The sequence below is a fragment of the Chryseolinea lacunae genome, assembly GCF_016735595.1.
Taxonomy (GTDB): domain Bacteria; phylum Bacteroidota; class Bacteroidia; order Cytophagales; family Cyclobacteriaceae; genus Chryseolinea; species Chryseolinea lacunae.
In genome coordinates this window covers 1-16,663 of the sequence record NZ_JAERRB010000022.1, presented here as the reverse complement: position 1 = coordinate 16,663, position 16,663 = coordinate 1, and the positions used below count along the sequence as shown (strand labels likewise).

Here is a 16,663-nt window from a genome sequence, read left to right as displayed (position 1 = left end):
CTAAGGATGGAATCCGAGGAAAGAATAAACGTAAACGTTAAAATTAAGGCCATTAGGCTGCTTTCGTTCAAACTAGTAGAACCAAAAAAGCCTTATGATACAAACAAGGTAAACTTTCAACTTGTTTTTAACATTACAGACAGTCCAAAAGATGCCGGTGAGTTTACCATCGACCTAATCGTAAATATTTTTTCGGACCAAACTCAAAGTGTATCTCTCGGAACAATTAGAACCAATGGCGAATATAGAATAGGAGATTTTGATCAAATCAAAGAAAAAATTAATCCCAATTTCATTATGCCAATTTTCTTAGGGACGCAGATATCGACTACTCGTGGTCTACTCATTGCGCAAACGCAGGGAACTTTTTTAGACGGAATATTTATTCCGATCGTGAATCCTAACATACTTTATCAGCAAGCCTTCGCGCAACATGGGTCAGGTACTCAGCACGGAATGCCCCAACACGGAATGGGTAATCAGGTAACTATTTAGCAGAGGGCTAGTCGACGGCCTTGGACAAATGCCCTTTCCCTACTCGTTCAAGACTCACTCGCCTATTACTTCAATGCCTCCTTCGCCAATTTCGTAGCTGGGCTCAACTTTGACGCCTATGTCGATACACATGAGCGGTTTGCTTAACGGACAACACAAAACTTAAGTGACCCCAAAGCATTCATTGGGTGTTACCAATCCTCTTAGAATTAGCTAGACAGTCATCAAATGACATTTCGCCTTCGACGGCTTTTGCATTATCCGCATAAACTTTCCAATAGATTACCGGCGCAATGTCCGAAATAGGTTGATGCCTGGGCCAGCTGAGACGTTGCGTTGTTGATTTATGAAACATCTCCGTAATGATATGACGTTTAATTTCTATCGATAATCCGCTATGAAGTACGTGGTCGACTGCATCGTCAATAATGTGGTAGTCATGATCTCCTCGAAGCGTATGACGAATCAGTTCAACAGATGCCCCTATAGGAGAATCTCGCAACCAAAATTTTGGAATTCTATAGAGGCAGCGCATGTTGCGAGCAAGTACTTGGCCTTCATTGACCAAAGTCGCAATCAATAGTTCACCCTCGAAACGAAATGACATTCTTACAACAGGATGCTTAGATCGGTTCATTATATCTCTAACTTCATAATCTCGCATTGGCTGATTTTGAAAGTTATATCGTCGATAGTACCTATTATCCTTCGCCTGATGAGCAGTCTCACCCTGCTCGACATTGACAACGAAGATGAACCCTCCATTTGGATCGGATATCGCTAACACAGAAGCTTTTACTCGCGGTTCAATGTTTGAGTTTATAACTTGCTCCAAATATTCATGGTTACGATTTGTGATGGGGTCACGGCGTTCGGGGTAGTAGCTTTTAGCGTGTTGCTTGGGATACTCGGCAACTCCGTAAATTATCGTGCCACCCCCAGCATTGGCCATGGCAGAAACGTCCTTGGATATCTCATCTTTGTCATCAATAGCTTGTGCCCTTTTGTATTCAAGCCCACTATTCTCCTGTATTTCACTTGTAATCAGATTGTCTATATCCGTGATGGTTTCAATTTTCATTCGAATCGGGCTAAATGATTTAACCGGTTTATCTTGACCTATACCTTGACCACCAAAGCAAAAAGCCCCTAAAAGGGGCCATTTCACTCAATATTTGAGGTCTCGAGCGTAGGGGAAGGCGTTTCCTACATTTCACAAAAGTGCTCATCATTGCTTAGAAAACAGCGTTTTCCGGAAAATTTTTCCTGACAGACAGGCCAAAAACGTAAAAAAAATGGCCTCAAATGATCCACAAAAATTCCAAAAAAATCAGGAAAATGGGAAAAGTCAATGTTTTCATCAAACACTATTACTTAGACAAAGCAGGCGAGGCACCAGTTATCGTTGAATACACGCATAACCAGAAAAGGTGGCGTATCAATCCTGACATCAAAGTCGACCCAAAGTTGATAGCATGTATTTACGACTTTGATATTGAGGCGTACAAACTTTCTGCACTTGCCTCATTAAAGCCAGACCAAAGGACAAAAATTCAAGTAAACAACGTACTCCTTCAAAACATGCAAGCTAAATTCAACGCCATTGTTATGTCCTTCAAGGCTCGTTCTATTAACCCGGAAGTGGATTATGTAAAGCAAGAATATCAAAAAGGGCAAATCCAAGTCGAAGCAAAGTCGAAAACAGTTGCCGAACATTTTGCGGAATTCATAAAAAATAAAGAACGCGAAATAGGATCCGGCATAAATTCATATCGCGCGACCTGGCGGCATTTTGAAATGTTTTCAGACAAGATGGGACTTATCTTTCTGGAAGATCTAAAGCGCGAATTATTAGACAACTTTCGCATTTACCTGAAAGGAACCGGACTTGGCGGCCCTTCAATCCATAAGCATTTTAAAGACTTCAGAATATTCCTCAATTGGGTAAAGGATAACGACGAAAATGAACAAATCCAAATTCCTTCAGCCTACAAAAACCTAAAACTAAAAGTTAGGTATGGGGACCCAATAGGCTTGTCGGTCGAACAATTTATGGAATTCTATAATATAGATCTTTCAAGCTCACCAGAGCTTGAACGCACCAGAGATCTGATAATATTTGGAGTTTCCATTGGCGGGCCGCGTCACGGGGATTTACAAAGAATTGGGGAATCGCTCAGGCGCCACGGATACAATTTAAACAACACATCGATTACTTACTTCGAGAGTAAAACAGGAAACGCTCACAAAGAGATATATGTGAATAAATTTGGCATGGAGGTCCTGAAAAAGTATGACCAATTTCCTTACGTGCCATCAAACTGGAGAATCCGAAGTGCTTGACCATCTTTTTCCGTTTTGTCCTGACCATCAATTTTCAGATCACTGACCACCCAATTCCGCCACCATTTGACCAGAAACGGGTCTAGCAATCAAGGGGTTCGAAACCTAGAAGAAGTTCAAGTCCTCAGCTAACTTTAGCTGGTCACGCCTCCTGAAACAAAGTGTTCAATGGGGCCGGAATCTCCAATTAATGGCCGCCCATTCAATTCTTAGGCGCATTCTCAGGGTCCCAAATCCCAAAGCAACAGTCGATCGGTGTTATCTTTAGATCTTTCACCCTATATGTGCGTCCCCTTCGTTTCAGTGAACATTCAATCTTAACATATCGATTGCTCATGTTCTTGCGCCTCCCATAACTGGTCGTATGAAAAACCAGATTGACCAGTTGTTTCTGAACAACAATCGAATCGAAGGCGACCATCAACTCAATATCGCTATCAAAAATGTCATTGGTTATCAGAATATCTCCTTTTTTGTTTTTAATAAAATCAATTGAAAACCATTTGTTCTCCGTCCACCAACTTACACCCAGCTTGTCAACAACATCAGGATATCGCTTTCTAAATGCAAGAGTTGGCGTAATGAATGCATATCTACGTTCAGGAAGGACATATCTGGTTTTGATCTTCTTTTTAATGCGGTAGTCGAAAAATATTTTCTCACTAATTCGCTCCTCATAAAACGCTGCGCCAATGATTTCCTGTAGGCTGTCAATTTGTGCAAGCGAAATACTTGCATCGCAAAGCAGAACTAGAAGCGGGATAATTATTCTCATAGAATTAGTTTAATGCGGCCTTCACGTTTGACAACTGCCCGCTTATAGTTTGCATTACTCAACGGAAATATAACAAGCACAACGATTAGTTTCATTCTGATTTCAATCTCATCATTAAATCATGATATTTTTTTATAAATTCGGGAAAGATAAAGCATCAAATGCCCTCTGCTCGCAGCCACATTGATTCTAAATGAAAGCAAGACCTACTCATGAAAGATTCCTGGATTCAAGCCACGCTGTCACAAGATCAATTCCAAAAACTAGATCGCTGGATATACACCTTCATTCTAAATTCTGGGAAGCCCGATCCGCTGGATAATCTCGATTACTGTGTCCTTGTCAAAAAGCCCACAAGCTTAAATCGCGAGGTGATTTTTTCGCCAAACTGTTTACCCTTGCTGAGCGCCGCGCAGCCTGAGTTTTTTTCTCTCAACACTAAGATGATTGCCACGCCAGTTGTTGAAGAAGTTCGCGACAGCAAACAACCATTCATTTTCTGGTTTGGCAACGTGCATTACTTCTACAACACATATCCTGCTGATGCTCTATGATAAACAGCATATCACTATCAATTTGATAGAAAGTCAATTGCAACTCCGGTAAGTGCGTCGGTAAGAATATATATATCCTACGAGCCACGTTGCCCAACAGAACTACAACAAGAAGGACAACTGTTTTCATCTGGTTTTCAAATATGCATTCCTGTGTACCCGCACAAAAGACCTCATCTATACTTAAATCCAGGAACCGTTGTTTAAAATGGCATTAGTAAAACAGCGTTATCCCCCAGGTACACGAGTAGTTAGAACAGCATCATGTAAGCTTTCTCAGAGACTATGCTTTACACGATGCTTCGACCTCACGTCAGAAGATGTTTTTTCAATAGTGACACTCCCGCGATTAATTTTAGGGTCCGTAATTTTCATTCTTTTGATCGTCCATTCTCCAGCCTGCAATTCTAGATGAACATTTATCCACGTGTAGATTCTTTTTGACTTTCCGTTCGAATATCGGTGTACAACATGAAACGCAACAAATGCCCTGTTTGACGACATCTTAATATCATCAAACAAAATTATCCGTTCAATATTTTCGTCTACAAACCATTGCTGACTAACATACACAGTCCCCAAGGGCTCCTTCAAATAGGTAATTGTAAACAACTTTCGCTCGCTCCCCCAACTTCGCGATAGTTTTTCTTGAATGAAAGGATAAATCTTACTGAAGGCCGAGTCGGGGGTAATGAACGCATATTTCCCCGGTGTCAATACCGTCGGTGGGGTACCTTTGCCTTGATAGGCAAAAAAAATTCTTTTATAAATTTTAGGTTCATAAACAATGGTTTTCATCAAAGCACCCACAGAATCAACCTGCGCATGAATGTTTCCTGCCATCAAAAGCAGAATCAACAAAGGAGTTAAAAATCTTCTTTCCATTTTAAAATAGAACTGGAACCCTCTGAAAATACAATCTCAAGAGCACTTCGTTTGATGTCTCTGTAGAAAACTTAATTGATTGAGTGGACTTAGGCCCAGTCAAATATGCTGGATTTCCGTAAATAGGGTCCATACTCCATTCATTTTCTGGGATAAGATAAACAGCTTCCCCACCTGGCATAACCTGGCCGGATTCATTTACAACATCAGTTTCATAGTATAAAAGTCTCATTTGGTACTGTTTGTCTGTATCATCCAACAACCTATTTGCCATTCGCTGAATTCTGTTCTTCAATTGCTTAAGCAGGACATTTTGGGGTAGGTCAAATGGTGTTGAGCGCAGTTGCATTACATATTTCAAAATAAAGCTGTCCCCAAATCTTAGATTAATTTCTTGCCACGATTCGGTTTGACTGTCAGGTTCATCTCCCTTTTCTCTTAACCTCCTATTCGGTATTTCAATTGCTGTAGTTTTTCCATCTTCCATCTCAACCGGAGCCACGACGCTCTGACTGGCTGAACTTCCCAGTTTCACATCACTCGCTAGTCCTTCAAAGGAACCACTGTGCTCGACAGCACCTGTCTCGGTCGTGCTATTCATTGTCTGATAACCATTTGAATATTCGAATTTTCCATCAGGATCAATAAATCGAAGCGGGTTATCAAATGCGAAGCGATAAGGCGTCCATCGACGGCTTTTGTCACTCAGAGGATCTGGTACAAACCATCTTCCAACATCACCCATGTACATTCTCGCACCATAGTCCATCCATCCTAAATTCAATTCCGTTTGTGATTCTTTGCCATTGAATTTATAGTCCTGCTTGAAGCCACTATCTCGCTGGAAAGAATCAAACGTCAACCCAAACGGATAATAGGAATCATAACTCTCAATCGAAGTATTGTAGGTTACCTTAAAATCATCAAAATACACGTTCGTCTGAACCGCCTGTTCATTACTTAAATATACGTACAGAAATCCTTTCTTCTTCACCGTTACATGCAGTTTTAACCGGTCGTGTGCGATAACGGGCGTGGCTCCAACTTGTTTGGCATTCACACTAATCTGGTCAAACCCAAAATCCTGCAGCACAAAATTCTCATCAAAAAGTATGTAGTTAAGATACGCTCTCGGTGCTGTGCCATCTTCATAGGGAGCTGCACTGCCAACAAAAGGTCCGGGAGAGAATGTAGTGTTAAAGGCACTATACGCAGCACCACCGTCAATCGGGCCGGCGCCTCCTGCCGTCAAGCCAAAGGCGCTAATAAGAGAGGTCACCAGTGCGCTTGGACTCGTGGGCGTTGTTGATGCTCCCTCGTATTTGGCATATACCTCAAGATCAAATGCATCGCCGGTGTTTACGGCTACGCTTTTTGAAAGCCCTACCTGGCTGTTGTCCCCGCCAGTGAGAAGTTGCGAGTATGTCTTTACGGTGCCGGCATCTGTGTGATCGAACAGGTTGAATGAACTACGGTTTGTGTAGTTTCTAAAATCGGTGTTTGTTGAAGTCTCCAGATCGGTGGCATACGCTGTTGTTGTTTTCTTGTCGCTGAATGTCAGGCGCACGTTGCCCAGATGATCTTTGAGCATGTATTGATACTCCGGCGTGGCGGCGGTGAGCATTACCCGACCCTCCGCATGCGAAGCAAATTTCAAGGAGTCGTTTTGATACGTAAACATGCCGGCATAGTCCGTTCGCCTACTGCCTGTACTGCTGTACATCTGTTGAAAAAGTTTCCGGCCAGTGGCATCATAAACGTAGGTCACATAGTCTGTCGAGCTCTTGCTGACCTTGCGGGGCAGATTCAAATAATTATAGCCTACGCTTTGAATGCCCTTATTTTCATCCTTTGTCATGGCGCCATTGGTGTCGTAGACATATTCGTTGGCTGCCTTTACCAGTTCTTTAAACCCTTGTTCGGCAGCGTTCAGCGGCTGCGTGTCGTCTACGCGGGTGAGCTGGTTGCCGGTGTAGGTATAGGTTAGCACATCCATCGTGCCGAACGCGGTGGCGGATGTGCGGCCCATGCGTGTAAGTTTTCTGATGTTGCCATTCAGATCGTAGCCCTTCGCCCCAACGCCGCCGATGGTTTCGGTGTAGCGGCCGTTCAGTGCAGGAGCATCAACGTTGAAGTATCGCGCATCTTTGAGGCGATTCAAACTGTCGTAGTAGTAGCCGTAGGATTGCAATGAACTACCGGCGTTTCGCCATATCGTTTCCGAAATGTTCCCATTGAACTGTGAGGTGCCCCCATTTGCGGAAGGCGTTTCGTAGTTCAGCGTCATGCCAAACAATTTTGCACTTGCTTGGGGATCGTTGATGGACTTCAGCCAGCCGCGAATGTTATAGAGATAGTCTATTGTTTCTTTTGCATCGCTGGCCGCGGCATTTGTTCCATGCAGTCGTTTCTCCACGGCTTGGCCGAGTTCGTTGTAGTTGGTGCGGCTAATCACCACCTTGGGATTGACACCCACTTGGTGCCATTGTGTGGTTGGCCTGTTCATGTGGTCATACTCCAGCTCGGCGACAATAGATGTAGTCTTCGAAGCAAACGAAGCCCTGCAATATGCAATGGATGCGTTGAGCGAATAGAAAACCGATACTGCATTCAATGCCGATGTGGATCCAGTGGTCGGCGCTATAAGCGCCACACCATTCTTTTTGTAGGTGATCTGATTTCCGACACGCTCAATTCTCAAAGTATCGCCCGAACAGTATGTTCCCACGGCCGTGTAGGTTCCCAGTTCTGCTTTCACCAGGTTTCCGCCGCCTTGCAAAATCAATCCATAGTTTACCAACGCGGGGTTTCCGTTGGGATTTTGAGAGGCAAGACCAAACATTCTATAGTTCCACTCCTCAGAAGCTGCTATCTCCACGCTTCCGTTGGTGCTTGCTGCCAACACTTCCGCTGACACAGCACTGGCATCCCACGTGTCGGTGGCGCCTGTCTTTTTCACAATCTTGTTGCCCTCCATGACAGCGTTCACCAGGCTTGTCCATTTCACCACGCGCGCATCGTGGGTGGTTTTTATTTTTAGAGGTTTCGCGAAGTCGTAAAGCGTCGACGTCCTGTCCTTGCCTCCCTTATAGTTGTCGCTCACGGCTTGGATGACACGATACTGATCATCATAGTAGGTATAGGTGGTCAGCCATTGCAATTCACCATAGGCTTCACCATCCAGCACCCGCACTTTCAATCCGGTAACCTGACCGTCCACTACGGTCTGTTCCTTCGCCGGCAGGCCTGTTACGTCGCTGGCCAGGTAGGCATAGTCGCTCGGTTTACGCACAGCATTCTTGAACGCATAGTCGTCATAGTACATTACCATGATGCATTCCGTTGGCAACAACTGATCGGGATAAGACTTGTTCGTGTACCCATGTATATCACTTCCCCGGTCTTCATACCATGCTTTGCCGGTAGCGAGGTTGTTGTAGAAATTATTTATGTAGGTCTGCACAAACGGCAGCGACCATCCGTACGGGTCGGGCATCAACCCGGTGATGATGGGGCGATTGAATATATCGTATTTGATCACTGTCCACTCGCGAATGGGTGACTTGGCCCGTTGGGCCCCATCCTGCGTCATCACCAGACGATCGCGCGGATCGTAGGCCATATAGACAGGATCGGCCCCGGGCAGCCACTTCTCCGTCATGCGGTGGCGGTTGTCATAGACGTAGCGAAATGCAAATTGTCTGATCTGTGTCTCCGAGGGAATGAAGGTGTCTGATGCGTACACCAGTTTGCTCAGCTCGGGTTGGAACACATAGCGCAGGTCGCCAAAGTCGTCGTAGAGATAGTAGGTTTGTGTCCATTGAGTCACGTCATTCAGAGGCGCAGTTGCGCCGCCTTTTAGCTGGACTTTGCGCAACACCAGCTGCCCTTCGCGGTTGGTGTATTCGCGCACGGCGTTGCCGGCTTCGTCGTAGGTAACGTCAACGGTCAGCTGGTTCGTGCTGTAGTGGCCGCCGGTTTCGATAAGTCCGGTGTTGACGGGTTGCCTCACAATTTTGCCGGTGCGATACACCCTCCAGGCGATGATTTTTTCGTCGGTGGTGTTGCTCGCGGTGCCGTGAATGTTGCTCAAATACGAGTGCTTTACGAACTTGTTGTTGCCTCCCGAATTTGTCGGCGCCCATGCTTTGCCTGGGCCGTATTCTTTGTCGGGGCGGCTTAGGGGCGAGGGTTCGAACTTTGTAGTCCCGAAAGGCCTCTGGTCGTCTACCACCTTGTCTGTGCCTGTGGTGTTATAGAACGTGTATTGTGGCGAGGTGAGGTAGGTTGCCGGTGTGGTACCCACCGCGTTGGCCTTGTAGTCGCCACTGTTTTCAGTCGACGCATAGGGCAAGTAGCTAAACGCTTGCCGGCCAAACTGGTCATAGGCGATCGGGCTCACAATATCTTTTTTGTTGTTGGCCGAACCTTGCGTGACCACACTCTGCAGCGGGCGTCCCAAGCCATCGTAATACTCTGTTGTTTCATTCCGGTTGCCAATGGTCATGGCCATCACACCCGCAGCGTTGGTGATAGGCGTCAGCAACGTTTCCGTGCGCACGTAGTTGTAGTTGTTCTGCGGGTACACAATAACCTCAGCGTCGCTGGTCACCACTTCGCCGGTATTATCGGTGCCGGTGAGCCTGAACAGGTAGTAGCCCACGGTTGTCAAATTGGTAAGCGTCAGATTCGATGTTGCCGTTCGGGTGTTCAGGTTGGCATTGGCCGTGGCCATGGTGGCTGCCGGGCCTATCACCTTGGTCCAGGCCATGGCCGTTATGGTTCCATCTGTGTCGGGGTCGTTGGCCGAACCGTTCAGCACCACCGTGGTGGTAGGCAATGCAACTGACTTGTTGCCGCCAGCATTCACCACCGGAGGTGTATTGGCAATGAGGGTCACCACCGCAGACGTGTTGGTGCAAAGCTTTGTCACGGTCACCTTGTAGCTTGCCAGTGTCTTTGTCGAAAACGAAGACGTGTTCCAACCCGGCTCGGCGCTGGTGATGGCTACGTTGTTTCGGTACCATTGATAGGTTGTTCCTGTGGGGCCGGGTGTGGTGAGGGCAATGGTCTTGGTGCAGCCGGTGCACACGCGGGCCGTGCCCGTAGGTGTGGTGGCCACGTTGGGCAACGCATTTACAACAAGATTGAGCGGAGTCGACGTAGCATCGGCCTGGTCTGTCGACAAGCATCCACCGTTAGAGTTTATGCCCGTCACATGCAGCGAGATCACTTCACCAGAGCTATATTCTTGTGCCGAGCTGGCATTGTCGGTCACCGGAATGGTGATGGTCTGTGTGGTCTGCGTAAGCGTTGTGGTACCGATCTTCCACGTGTAAGTGCTTCCTACTTGTGACGAACGGACCGTTATGCTCTCGCCGGGGCAGTAGGTATACTTGTTGTTCGGGATCACAATGTCTAGCGATGGCACGGTGCTTTGCGCCACATTCACGTAGGCGAGGTTGGGCGGAAATACTTTTGGCAAATCTGTGCACCATTGATCCGACATTACCTGCACACCAATGTCCGCATTGTCGTTCGGGTTAACGTAAACATGGTTGGGGTCTGTGGTGGTTTGCCCGTAGCTGCCCAGGTAGAGCCAGCGATAGGTCAGGTTCGACACGGGCGTTTGCACGCTAATGTGGGCATTCAAGTTAGGATGCGTTGCCTGGCAAATTTCTCCGTCGTCGGTCCAGTTTGCAGCAACAATCGTCTTGGGAGTGATATAAAAACTTTTGGTGGGAGAGTTTCCAGAAGCTGGGCTGGCGCATCCTGTGTAGTTGTTTACTTTCACGTAAATGGTATGCGTGCCGGCTGCGAGATTTCCTGCGCTATTGTATTGAGGCACGGTGTTTTGAGTACCTGTAGTCGAAACAGAATAGAAGGGTGTGGTACTGTTGTCGAGGTAGTATGAGTAGGTCGGGTTTGGCCCAGGGTTGGGACAGGTTGCACTAAAATTAATATACCCTCCTTCGCAGATTTGAGTTTCGGCTATGTTCACAGTGGGCGTCGGCGAAGCAACGTTTGCCAAAATCGAAAAATGAATGGTGTTGGTTGTTCCCGTCGTGGCTTGCTGCATGCATTGATAGCCGGCATAGACCTGAACATCAGCCACGGCACTGCTCCATCGAACATTCACAGAATTGTAGCCACTGCCAAATTCCTTTTCCGTCGGCTCCGGATAAAAATGCCACCAACTGGCATTTGGCACCACAACACCTGTGCAATTACTACCGCCACCGCCAACATACAGTGAAACCCAATTTCCGGCGCACGTGTTGCTGACTTCCGATAGGGTTTGTGCGGCAAGTTGTGATGAACATGCAAAAACAAGAACGAGAAATATATATAACGATTTCATAGATTCAAGTATTAGAATTTGACACTAGACACCTGTAAGGATAGGTTTAGGGTTGATAGCGGTAGTAATAATCATACATCTTCAAAATATTGAAGTTCGTATCGCGCGTGACCTTGAGGCGCCCAAAGGTGTCGTAGCTATAGAATTGGCCTTTGCCGTTGGGATCGATCGATGAGGTGGTTCCCACGTTGGGGATGTAGGTGTAGGTTTTGATCTGCGCATCCTGAGGATAGATGCGCACGTCGTCGATGGCACTGCCCTCACTTAGAATCATCGACGTGGTGTTGTAAACCTTTTGTATGTAAACCCATTTGTTTGTAGCATCCAGATAATAGTAGTCCACGAAATACGCTCGGGTATTTGGCTTGGTGAAAACCACCGTGTAGTCGCCATTGTAGTAGGCCTCGCCACTGTGGGCTACAGTTGCATTTCGTAGTACATTGGCAGCAGTGTTCTCCTCAAATGATTCGGTGAGGAATTCAATTGTTCCAAACGTGTTCACCTGCGTGATGTACTTCGGGTAAATGATCTCACCGCAGGCACCGACGCCACCCGGGGTACCGGGGGTGTTGTAGACTGTAACGGTCAGGTAGTTGTCGCCCACGGCCGCGCCATTAATCGTGTACGTCCCCCCGCCGCAGGCACCAATTGGCAGGGAACCGCTGGCCGCCCCGGCGCCCATGCAATTAAAGTTTGTCGCCACGCTCCCCGGCACACCGAGTTTCAGGGTCACCGGTCCGGCGTAGTCAATCTTAAAATTGTAGGTGCCCGTTATCGTATTGGCTGACGATGTGCCCAACGTAACCGGCAAGCTACCAGTCGACGGAATTTTCGTGGTCACAATCTTATATTGTGTGTTCTGCGCATTCACTACCTCGGCAATGGGCACCGATCCGTTGTAGCCGTACAAGTAGGACAACACCGGGTTGTTGTCTTTTTGCACCATCTGTAAATTACCGTCATAGTCGTAGCTCAGCAAACTGACACGCTGCTTGAAGACGCCGTCCATGGTCACGCCGTTCTTGGCTGCGTTGATCGATAGTTGAACATAGTTCGCTTTAGCTATGGCCGTGTCCGACTCCCAGAGATAGATTTTGTCGGCCACCACAAAACTGGTATCGGCGGTGTGTTGCCTGAAGGTGGTGACCTGGCCCGACACCACACGCTGGTTGGTGTTGTCGTTCTTCTGCAGATACGCATATGTCTCTATCGGAACCCCCACGATGTGCTTTCGTCGCATCATGGCAATTCCTTTTGCCGCACCGCTGGTCGCCGACTCATTCATCGTCTGCATCTGAAAGGGATATCGGTTCACGACCACGCGCTGTTCATACCCATTCCCTTGCGTTGTTGTGGTATTTGTGACCTGGTAGTTTGTGAGCTCATAGGTATTTATCGTCAGCTTCTCTACGAACCTGCTGGCATTGCCATTCATATAGGTTTTCTCAGAAATTGTTGTTGGCAGGAAAACGCCGGTGGATTGTGTAAATGCTTGTGTTTTGAAGGTCTGGGTGAAATAGTGATTGGAAAGAGAGCAAATGCCTGTGATACAAACTTCGTCGGCGCGGGGTGAGAATCTAAACACGCCAAGCCCAATCGTGTTGGCCGTTTCCTGGTAAGGCGTGTAGGTGATCGATTGAGAATATACGATCGCCCCAAGGCTGTCATAGACTGCCTTTCCCGTCAACTGTCCTCGCTTCCATGCATAACTATTGTGATAATATTTGTTGGAGCCTTGCACCAGCTGATCGGCCGGGTCTGTCACTGTGTTGTAGGTGTAAATCGTTTTGCCAAGCTTTCCGTTGGAGCCGTTCTGAATATATTCCGTCACTGTTCCATACAGCACCGGCGCGGCATCAAAAGCATCCTGGTAGAATGACGAATTGGACTGGTATGTTCTCAGGCGATAGCTCAGCGAAGCATCTTCCGGAATACACTTCTCTTCGTGCCACGCCTGCTCGGTGAAATAGGTATATTGATAATCCGAGAAATTAGCTGTGCCATAGCCCGACTCACTCGCCCCATACTTATATGTCTTTACGGTGGCCGGCGCTGTGAGCGATTCGGCGCTGGTGATGGCTGTTACGCGAAGGCCGCCGGTGAGGGTGGGTGTAGATCCATTCAAATACCGATTAGCTTCGTAGTCAAACTTTGTATATCCGCCCGTGGGAAAATCGATGCGTGAAAGCACGCCTTCTTTCATCAGGGTTTCGTTCACGGCGCGGTTAGTGGCGCCTCCAAACGTCTTGGTGGTAGGCGAGCCTAGCACGTCTTGATAGTCAACCGTGCGGGGCAACAACAGGTCCGTGTTAGACGCTCCGTTGTAGTAGCCCCACAAGTCACGGCCATTGAGTGTTGCATCTGTGCCCGCTGTCCACGAAAAAGTGGTTGTCGTGTAGTTGAACCTGTAGCGCTGGATCACCACGCCGGCGTTGTCCTGAAATGACACAGCATCGAGTTTGAGCGCCGTGTTCTGGCCGCCTGGATTTTTAAAATACGAATAGCTGAACTTCACCACTTTTTGCAAGGTGTAGGCACCCGCGATCAACCCATAGATCTCGATCCGATCCAGGAATTTAAGCGGTCTTGCCTCCAGCGCATTCACATCCAATCGCGTTGTGCCGAGAAAGAATCGTATAAGGCCGGTCTTGAATTTTATGGAGTCAAGTCCGATCTGACCTGCGGTGATGTCGATCGTTGTTTTCTGAGGTGTGTACAACTGCGTGGGACACGGTTTTAGGACAGGCCCACTAGGGCCGCTGGCGCCGGGTTCGCTCTGGCAGTTGTCGGTTATGGTATAGGCATAGGTGATGTCTTTCATGTGTGCATCGCCTACATCCTGATAGGTCATCGAGATGACGTCGCGTGTGTTGGGCGCTATCATGTCAGTCATATAGAACGCCGTGGTGGCGTGGCTTTGCTGTCCGCCCGTGTAGGTGACGGTGTTCTCGGTGGGCTTCCGGTTTCGCTTGTCCATGCCGTAGCGAATGAGGTTGCCGGTGGCGTCGGTCAATTCAAATTGGGTGCCTGGCACGGTCTGCTTCAACACAACCGGCGCATAGGGTATCAGGAATGCCAGGCCGCTATTGGGTTTAGGTAATCCTTGATCGTATGCCGCTGTGTTCAAAAACATTGCCTTGCCCGACCCACCGGGATAGGAATAGGCATACACGTCGGGCTCTGTGTCCATGGAGCCGTTCACAATATTTTTCAGATACGCAAAGTCGTTGCAAGTGGTGGCATCAGGCTTCAGCGGATAATAGTAAAAGTATTCCGAATCGGATTGACCGCGCACGCTGGCCGAAATTTGCCCCCCAGCCGACAGGCTCCATCCTGTGCCTACCCAGCCGGAAACGTCAGTAGGTTTTACGCCAGAGGCATGGTAGTTTAATGTGACCGGTAATGTTAGACTCCCACTCTTCACTTCATAGAGTGGAATGGATATTTCCGGAAGCCCACTAAAGTGGCTAACCTGATAGTCACCAAACTTACCCAACCCCGCAACGTTGGGTGACGGTGGCAATGGCTTTGGCATGAGCTTGTTGACAGCTTCTTGCTGGCTAATGGTTTGCGCAACCACTTGAGACAATGCCAAGCACATGGCAATGCCACTTAGGAATAACTTCCTCATAGATTAAAAATTATTTGGACAGGCTCAAAAACTTTATTGAAATACTGATTGGCTATCAAACGACGGGTAGAAGGAAAACATCCCTCCAAATGGATGTTATTGATGAACCGCAATCTTACACACAACTTTCTTTGCCAACGGGCGGAACAATTCAAACGTAGGATTTTTTTTTAACATTCTTCTCACGAGACCAAGAAAATATTTCTACGATGAACGCCGCTTTGTATTTTCATTTTTCAATCAAACTTCATTAAACCCTATTTCTGCTTAACGAAAGACCGGACGCCACCGTATAGGCATAGGTTGGAGTATTTGACATTTAATGAATTTCCATCCTTGTAGTATACCCGCACGTTGGTATCCGCAATATCATACCGTTTTACAAATAGAAAATATACGAGCCGCGGAATGGACACCTGCTTTTTTCTTCCCTCAACAGCCATACAGGCAAACGTGGAACCTGCAACCCATTTTCCCTTTCTATCTTTCCGGAAATCCACCATGATTTTTTGAATCTGTTCGGGCATCCATTTCTGCTGTAACCCCTGCGTGATTTTTCCGAGAGCCTTTACCCTCCCATAGTTTGAGACCAAGTATAATCCCTGATAACCGGGAGCAGCTTTCCATTTTTCACCTGGCATGCTTGCAAGGGACAAATTAACAATGGCAGGAATCGAACTCTTATCCTTGAATCTGATCTTGAGCCTTTTGGTTAGCGTCGTGTTTATTTCGTCACGTTCAGTGTTACGTCGGATTTTAGTTAAACTCAAATTCCTGCGATGGATTCCTGCCTTCCAGAAATAACCCTTGAACATGTGTCCCTGGCCACTAACGACTTCGGCTATGTTACGGCTATTAAAACCTGTCAATCGTCCGGCCTCATACATACTTGGAAAATGAGCGATCACTTTACCCTGTCCGTCAAATTGGGTGACAGGCTTACTGAGTACTGACAAATGGCTGATGGCGCGCTTTTCTCTGTACGAAGCAAGTTTGATCTGGCCTATGGTTGTCCTTACCAGATTAGAGATGTGCGTATTTCTTCCATCATGATCCTTGAATGAAATCAGCTCAGAAGAATTTTCAAGATTGAATTTTTCCTTAAATACATAGTAGGTCAGACGTGGCAACGAGTAGTGATAAGCAATTGCATCTCGATAAAGGGTCATGCCTAAGCTATAGATATTCTGTTGTGTTGTTTTATTGAACTTAACATCAACTTTAGCCTTCCGAATTTTTTCTTTAGACATGTAGCTTCCTCCATTTGGACTATTCATCATAGTTTCACGGGGTAGGGACTTCACTCGCCCATAGTTAGAGAGTTTGTACAATCCTTCAAACTCGGGGATATCTCTCCACTTCTCGTTGGCCAAATTAACAAGAGAAAGGTTTTGGTAAGGAAATAACGGTTTCACTTTAAGAACGTCAAATAAATATTAACAGCAACTGCAATATAGAGAAATCATGAAAATGTCCGTTAACGCCGCGAGTACAGCCGTAAGCTTCCCTAAAAAGCGAAGAATTCAAAAGTAGGAATTTTTAACTTTAGGGAACATGAAAAAAAGTCGATTCACAGAGACACAGATTGTGTCAATTCTCAAACAGTATGATGGAGGAAC

Annotated in this window: 9 protein-coding genes; 3 read left to right on the top strand and 6 right to left on the bottom strand. The window is 46.9% G+C overall.

What is annotated here, in order from left to right; genetic code table 11:
* The first annotated feature begins 6 nt into the window (after nt 1-6).
* Nucleotides 7-495, top strand: a complete 489-nt coding sequence (locus JI741_RS32135; protein WP_202016677.1) for a hypothetical protein — start codon at nt 7-9, stop codon at nt 493-495.
* A 181-nt stretch (nt 496-676) separates the two neighbouring features.
* Here JI741_RS32135 and JI741_RS32130 read toward each other — a convergent pair whose 3' ends face one another.
* Nucleotides 677-1,663, bottom strand: coding sequence for an AlbA family DNA-binding domain-containing protein (locus tag JI741_RS32130; protein WP_202016675.1), 987 nt, complete (start codon nt 1,661-1,663; stop codon nt 677-679).
* A 170-nt stretch (nt 1,664-1,833) separates the two neighbouring features.
* Here JI741_RS32130 and JI741_RS32125 point away from each other — a divergent pair, with 170 nt between their 5' ends.
* Nucleotides 1,834-2,838, top strand: a complete 1,005-nt coding sequence (locus JI741_RS32125) for a tyrosine-type recombinase/integrase (RefSeq protein WP_202016673.1) — start codon at nt 1,834-1,836, stop codon at nt 2,836-2,838.
* Between the two features lie 202 nt (nt 2,839-3,040).
* Here the strand turns inward: JI741_RS32125 and JI741_RS32120 are convergent, their stop codons facing one another.
* Nucleotides 3,041-3,613 carry a hypothetical protein gene (locus JI741_RS32120; RefSeq protein ID WP_202016663.1) on the bottom strand — a complete coding sequence of 191 codons (573 nt, stop codon included), beginning with the start codon at nt 3,611-3,613 and terminating at the stop codon, nt 3,041-3,043.
* 212 nt (nt 3,614-3,825) lie between these two features.
* On the opposite strand from JI741_RS32120, the gene JI741_RS32115 reads away from it, so the two are divergent.
* Nucleotides 3,826-4,167, top strand: coding sequence for a hypothetical protein (locus tag JI741_RS32115; RefSeq protein WP_202016662.1), 342 nt, complete (start codon nt 3,826-3,828; stop codon nt 4,165-4,167).
* A 276-nt stretch (nt 4,168-4,443) separates the two neighbouring features.
* Here JI741_RS32115 and JI741_RS32110 read toward each other — a convergent pair whose 3' ends face one another.
* The 4 genes from JI741_RS32110 to JI741_RS32095 all read right to left on the bottom strand — a co-directional run bounded on the left by JI741_RS32110 (nt 4,444) and on the right by JI741_RS32095 (nt 16,417).
* Complete coding sequence (locus JI741_RS32110) at nt 4,444-5,052, bottom strand: hypothetical protein (RefSeq protein WP_202016661.1); 609 nt, start codon at nt 5,050-5,052, stop codon at nt 4,444-4,446.
* A 1-nt stretch (nt 5,053) separates the two neighbouring features.
* Nucleotides 5,054-11,413 (bottom strand): DUF6443 domain-containing protein, encoded by a 6,360-nt coding sequence (locus tag JI741_RS32105; protein WP_202016659.1) that lies wholly within the window; start codon nt 11,411-11,413, stop codon nt 5,054-5,056.
* A 46-nt stretch (nt 11,414-11,459) separates the two neighbouring features.
* Nucleotides 11,460-15,044, bottom strand: a complete 3,585-nt coding sequence (locus tag JI741_RS32100; RefSeq protein ID WP_202016657.1) for an RHS repeat domain-containing protein — start codon at nt 15,042-15,044, stop codon at nt 11,460-11,462.
* Nucleotides 15,045-15,301: 257 nt separating this feature from the next.
* Complete coding sequence (locus tag JI741_RS32095; RefSeq protein ID WP_202016655.1) at nt 15,302-16,417, bottom strand: NUMOD4 domain-containing protein; 1,116 nt, start codon at nt 16,415-16,417, stop codon at nt 15,302-15,304.
* Between the last annotated feature and the right edge of the window lie 246 nt (nt 16,418-16,663).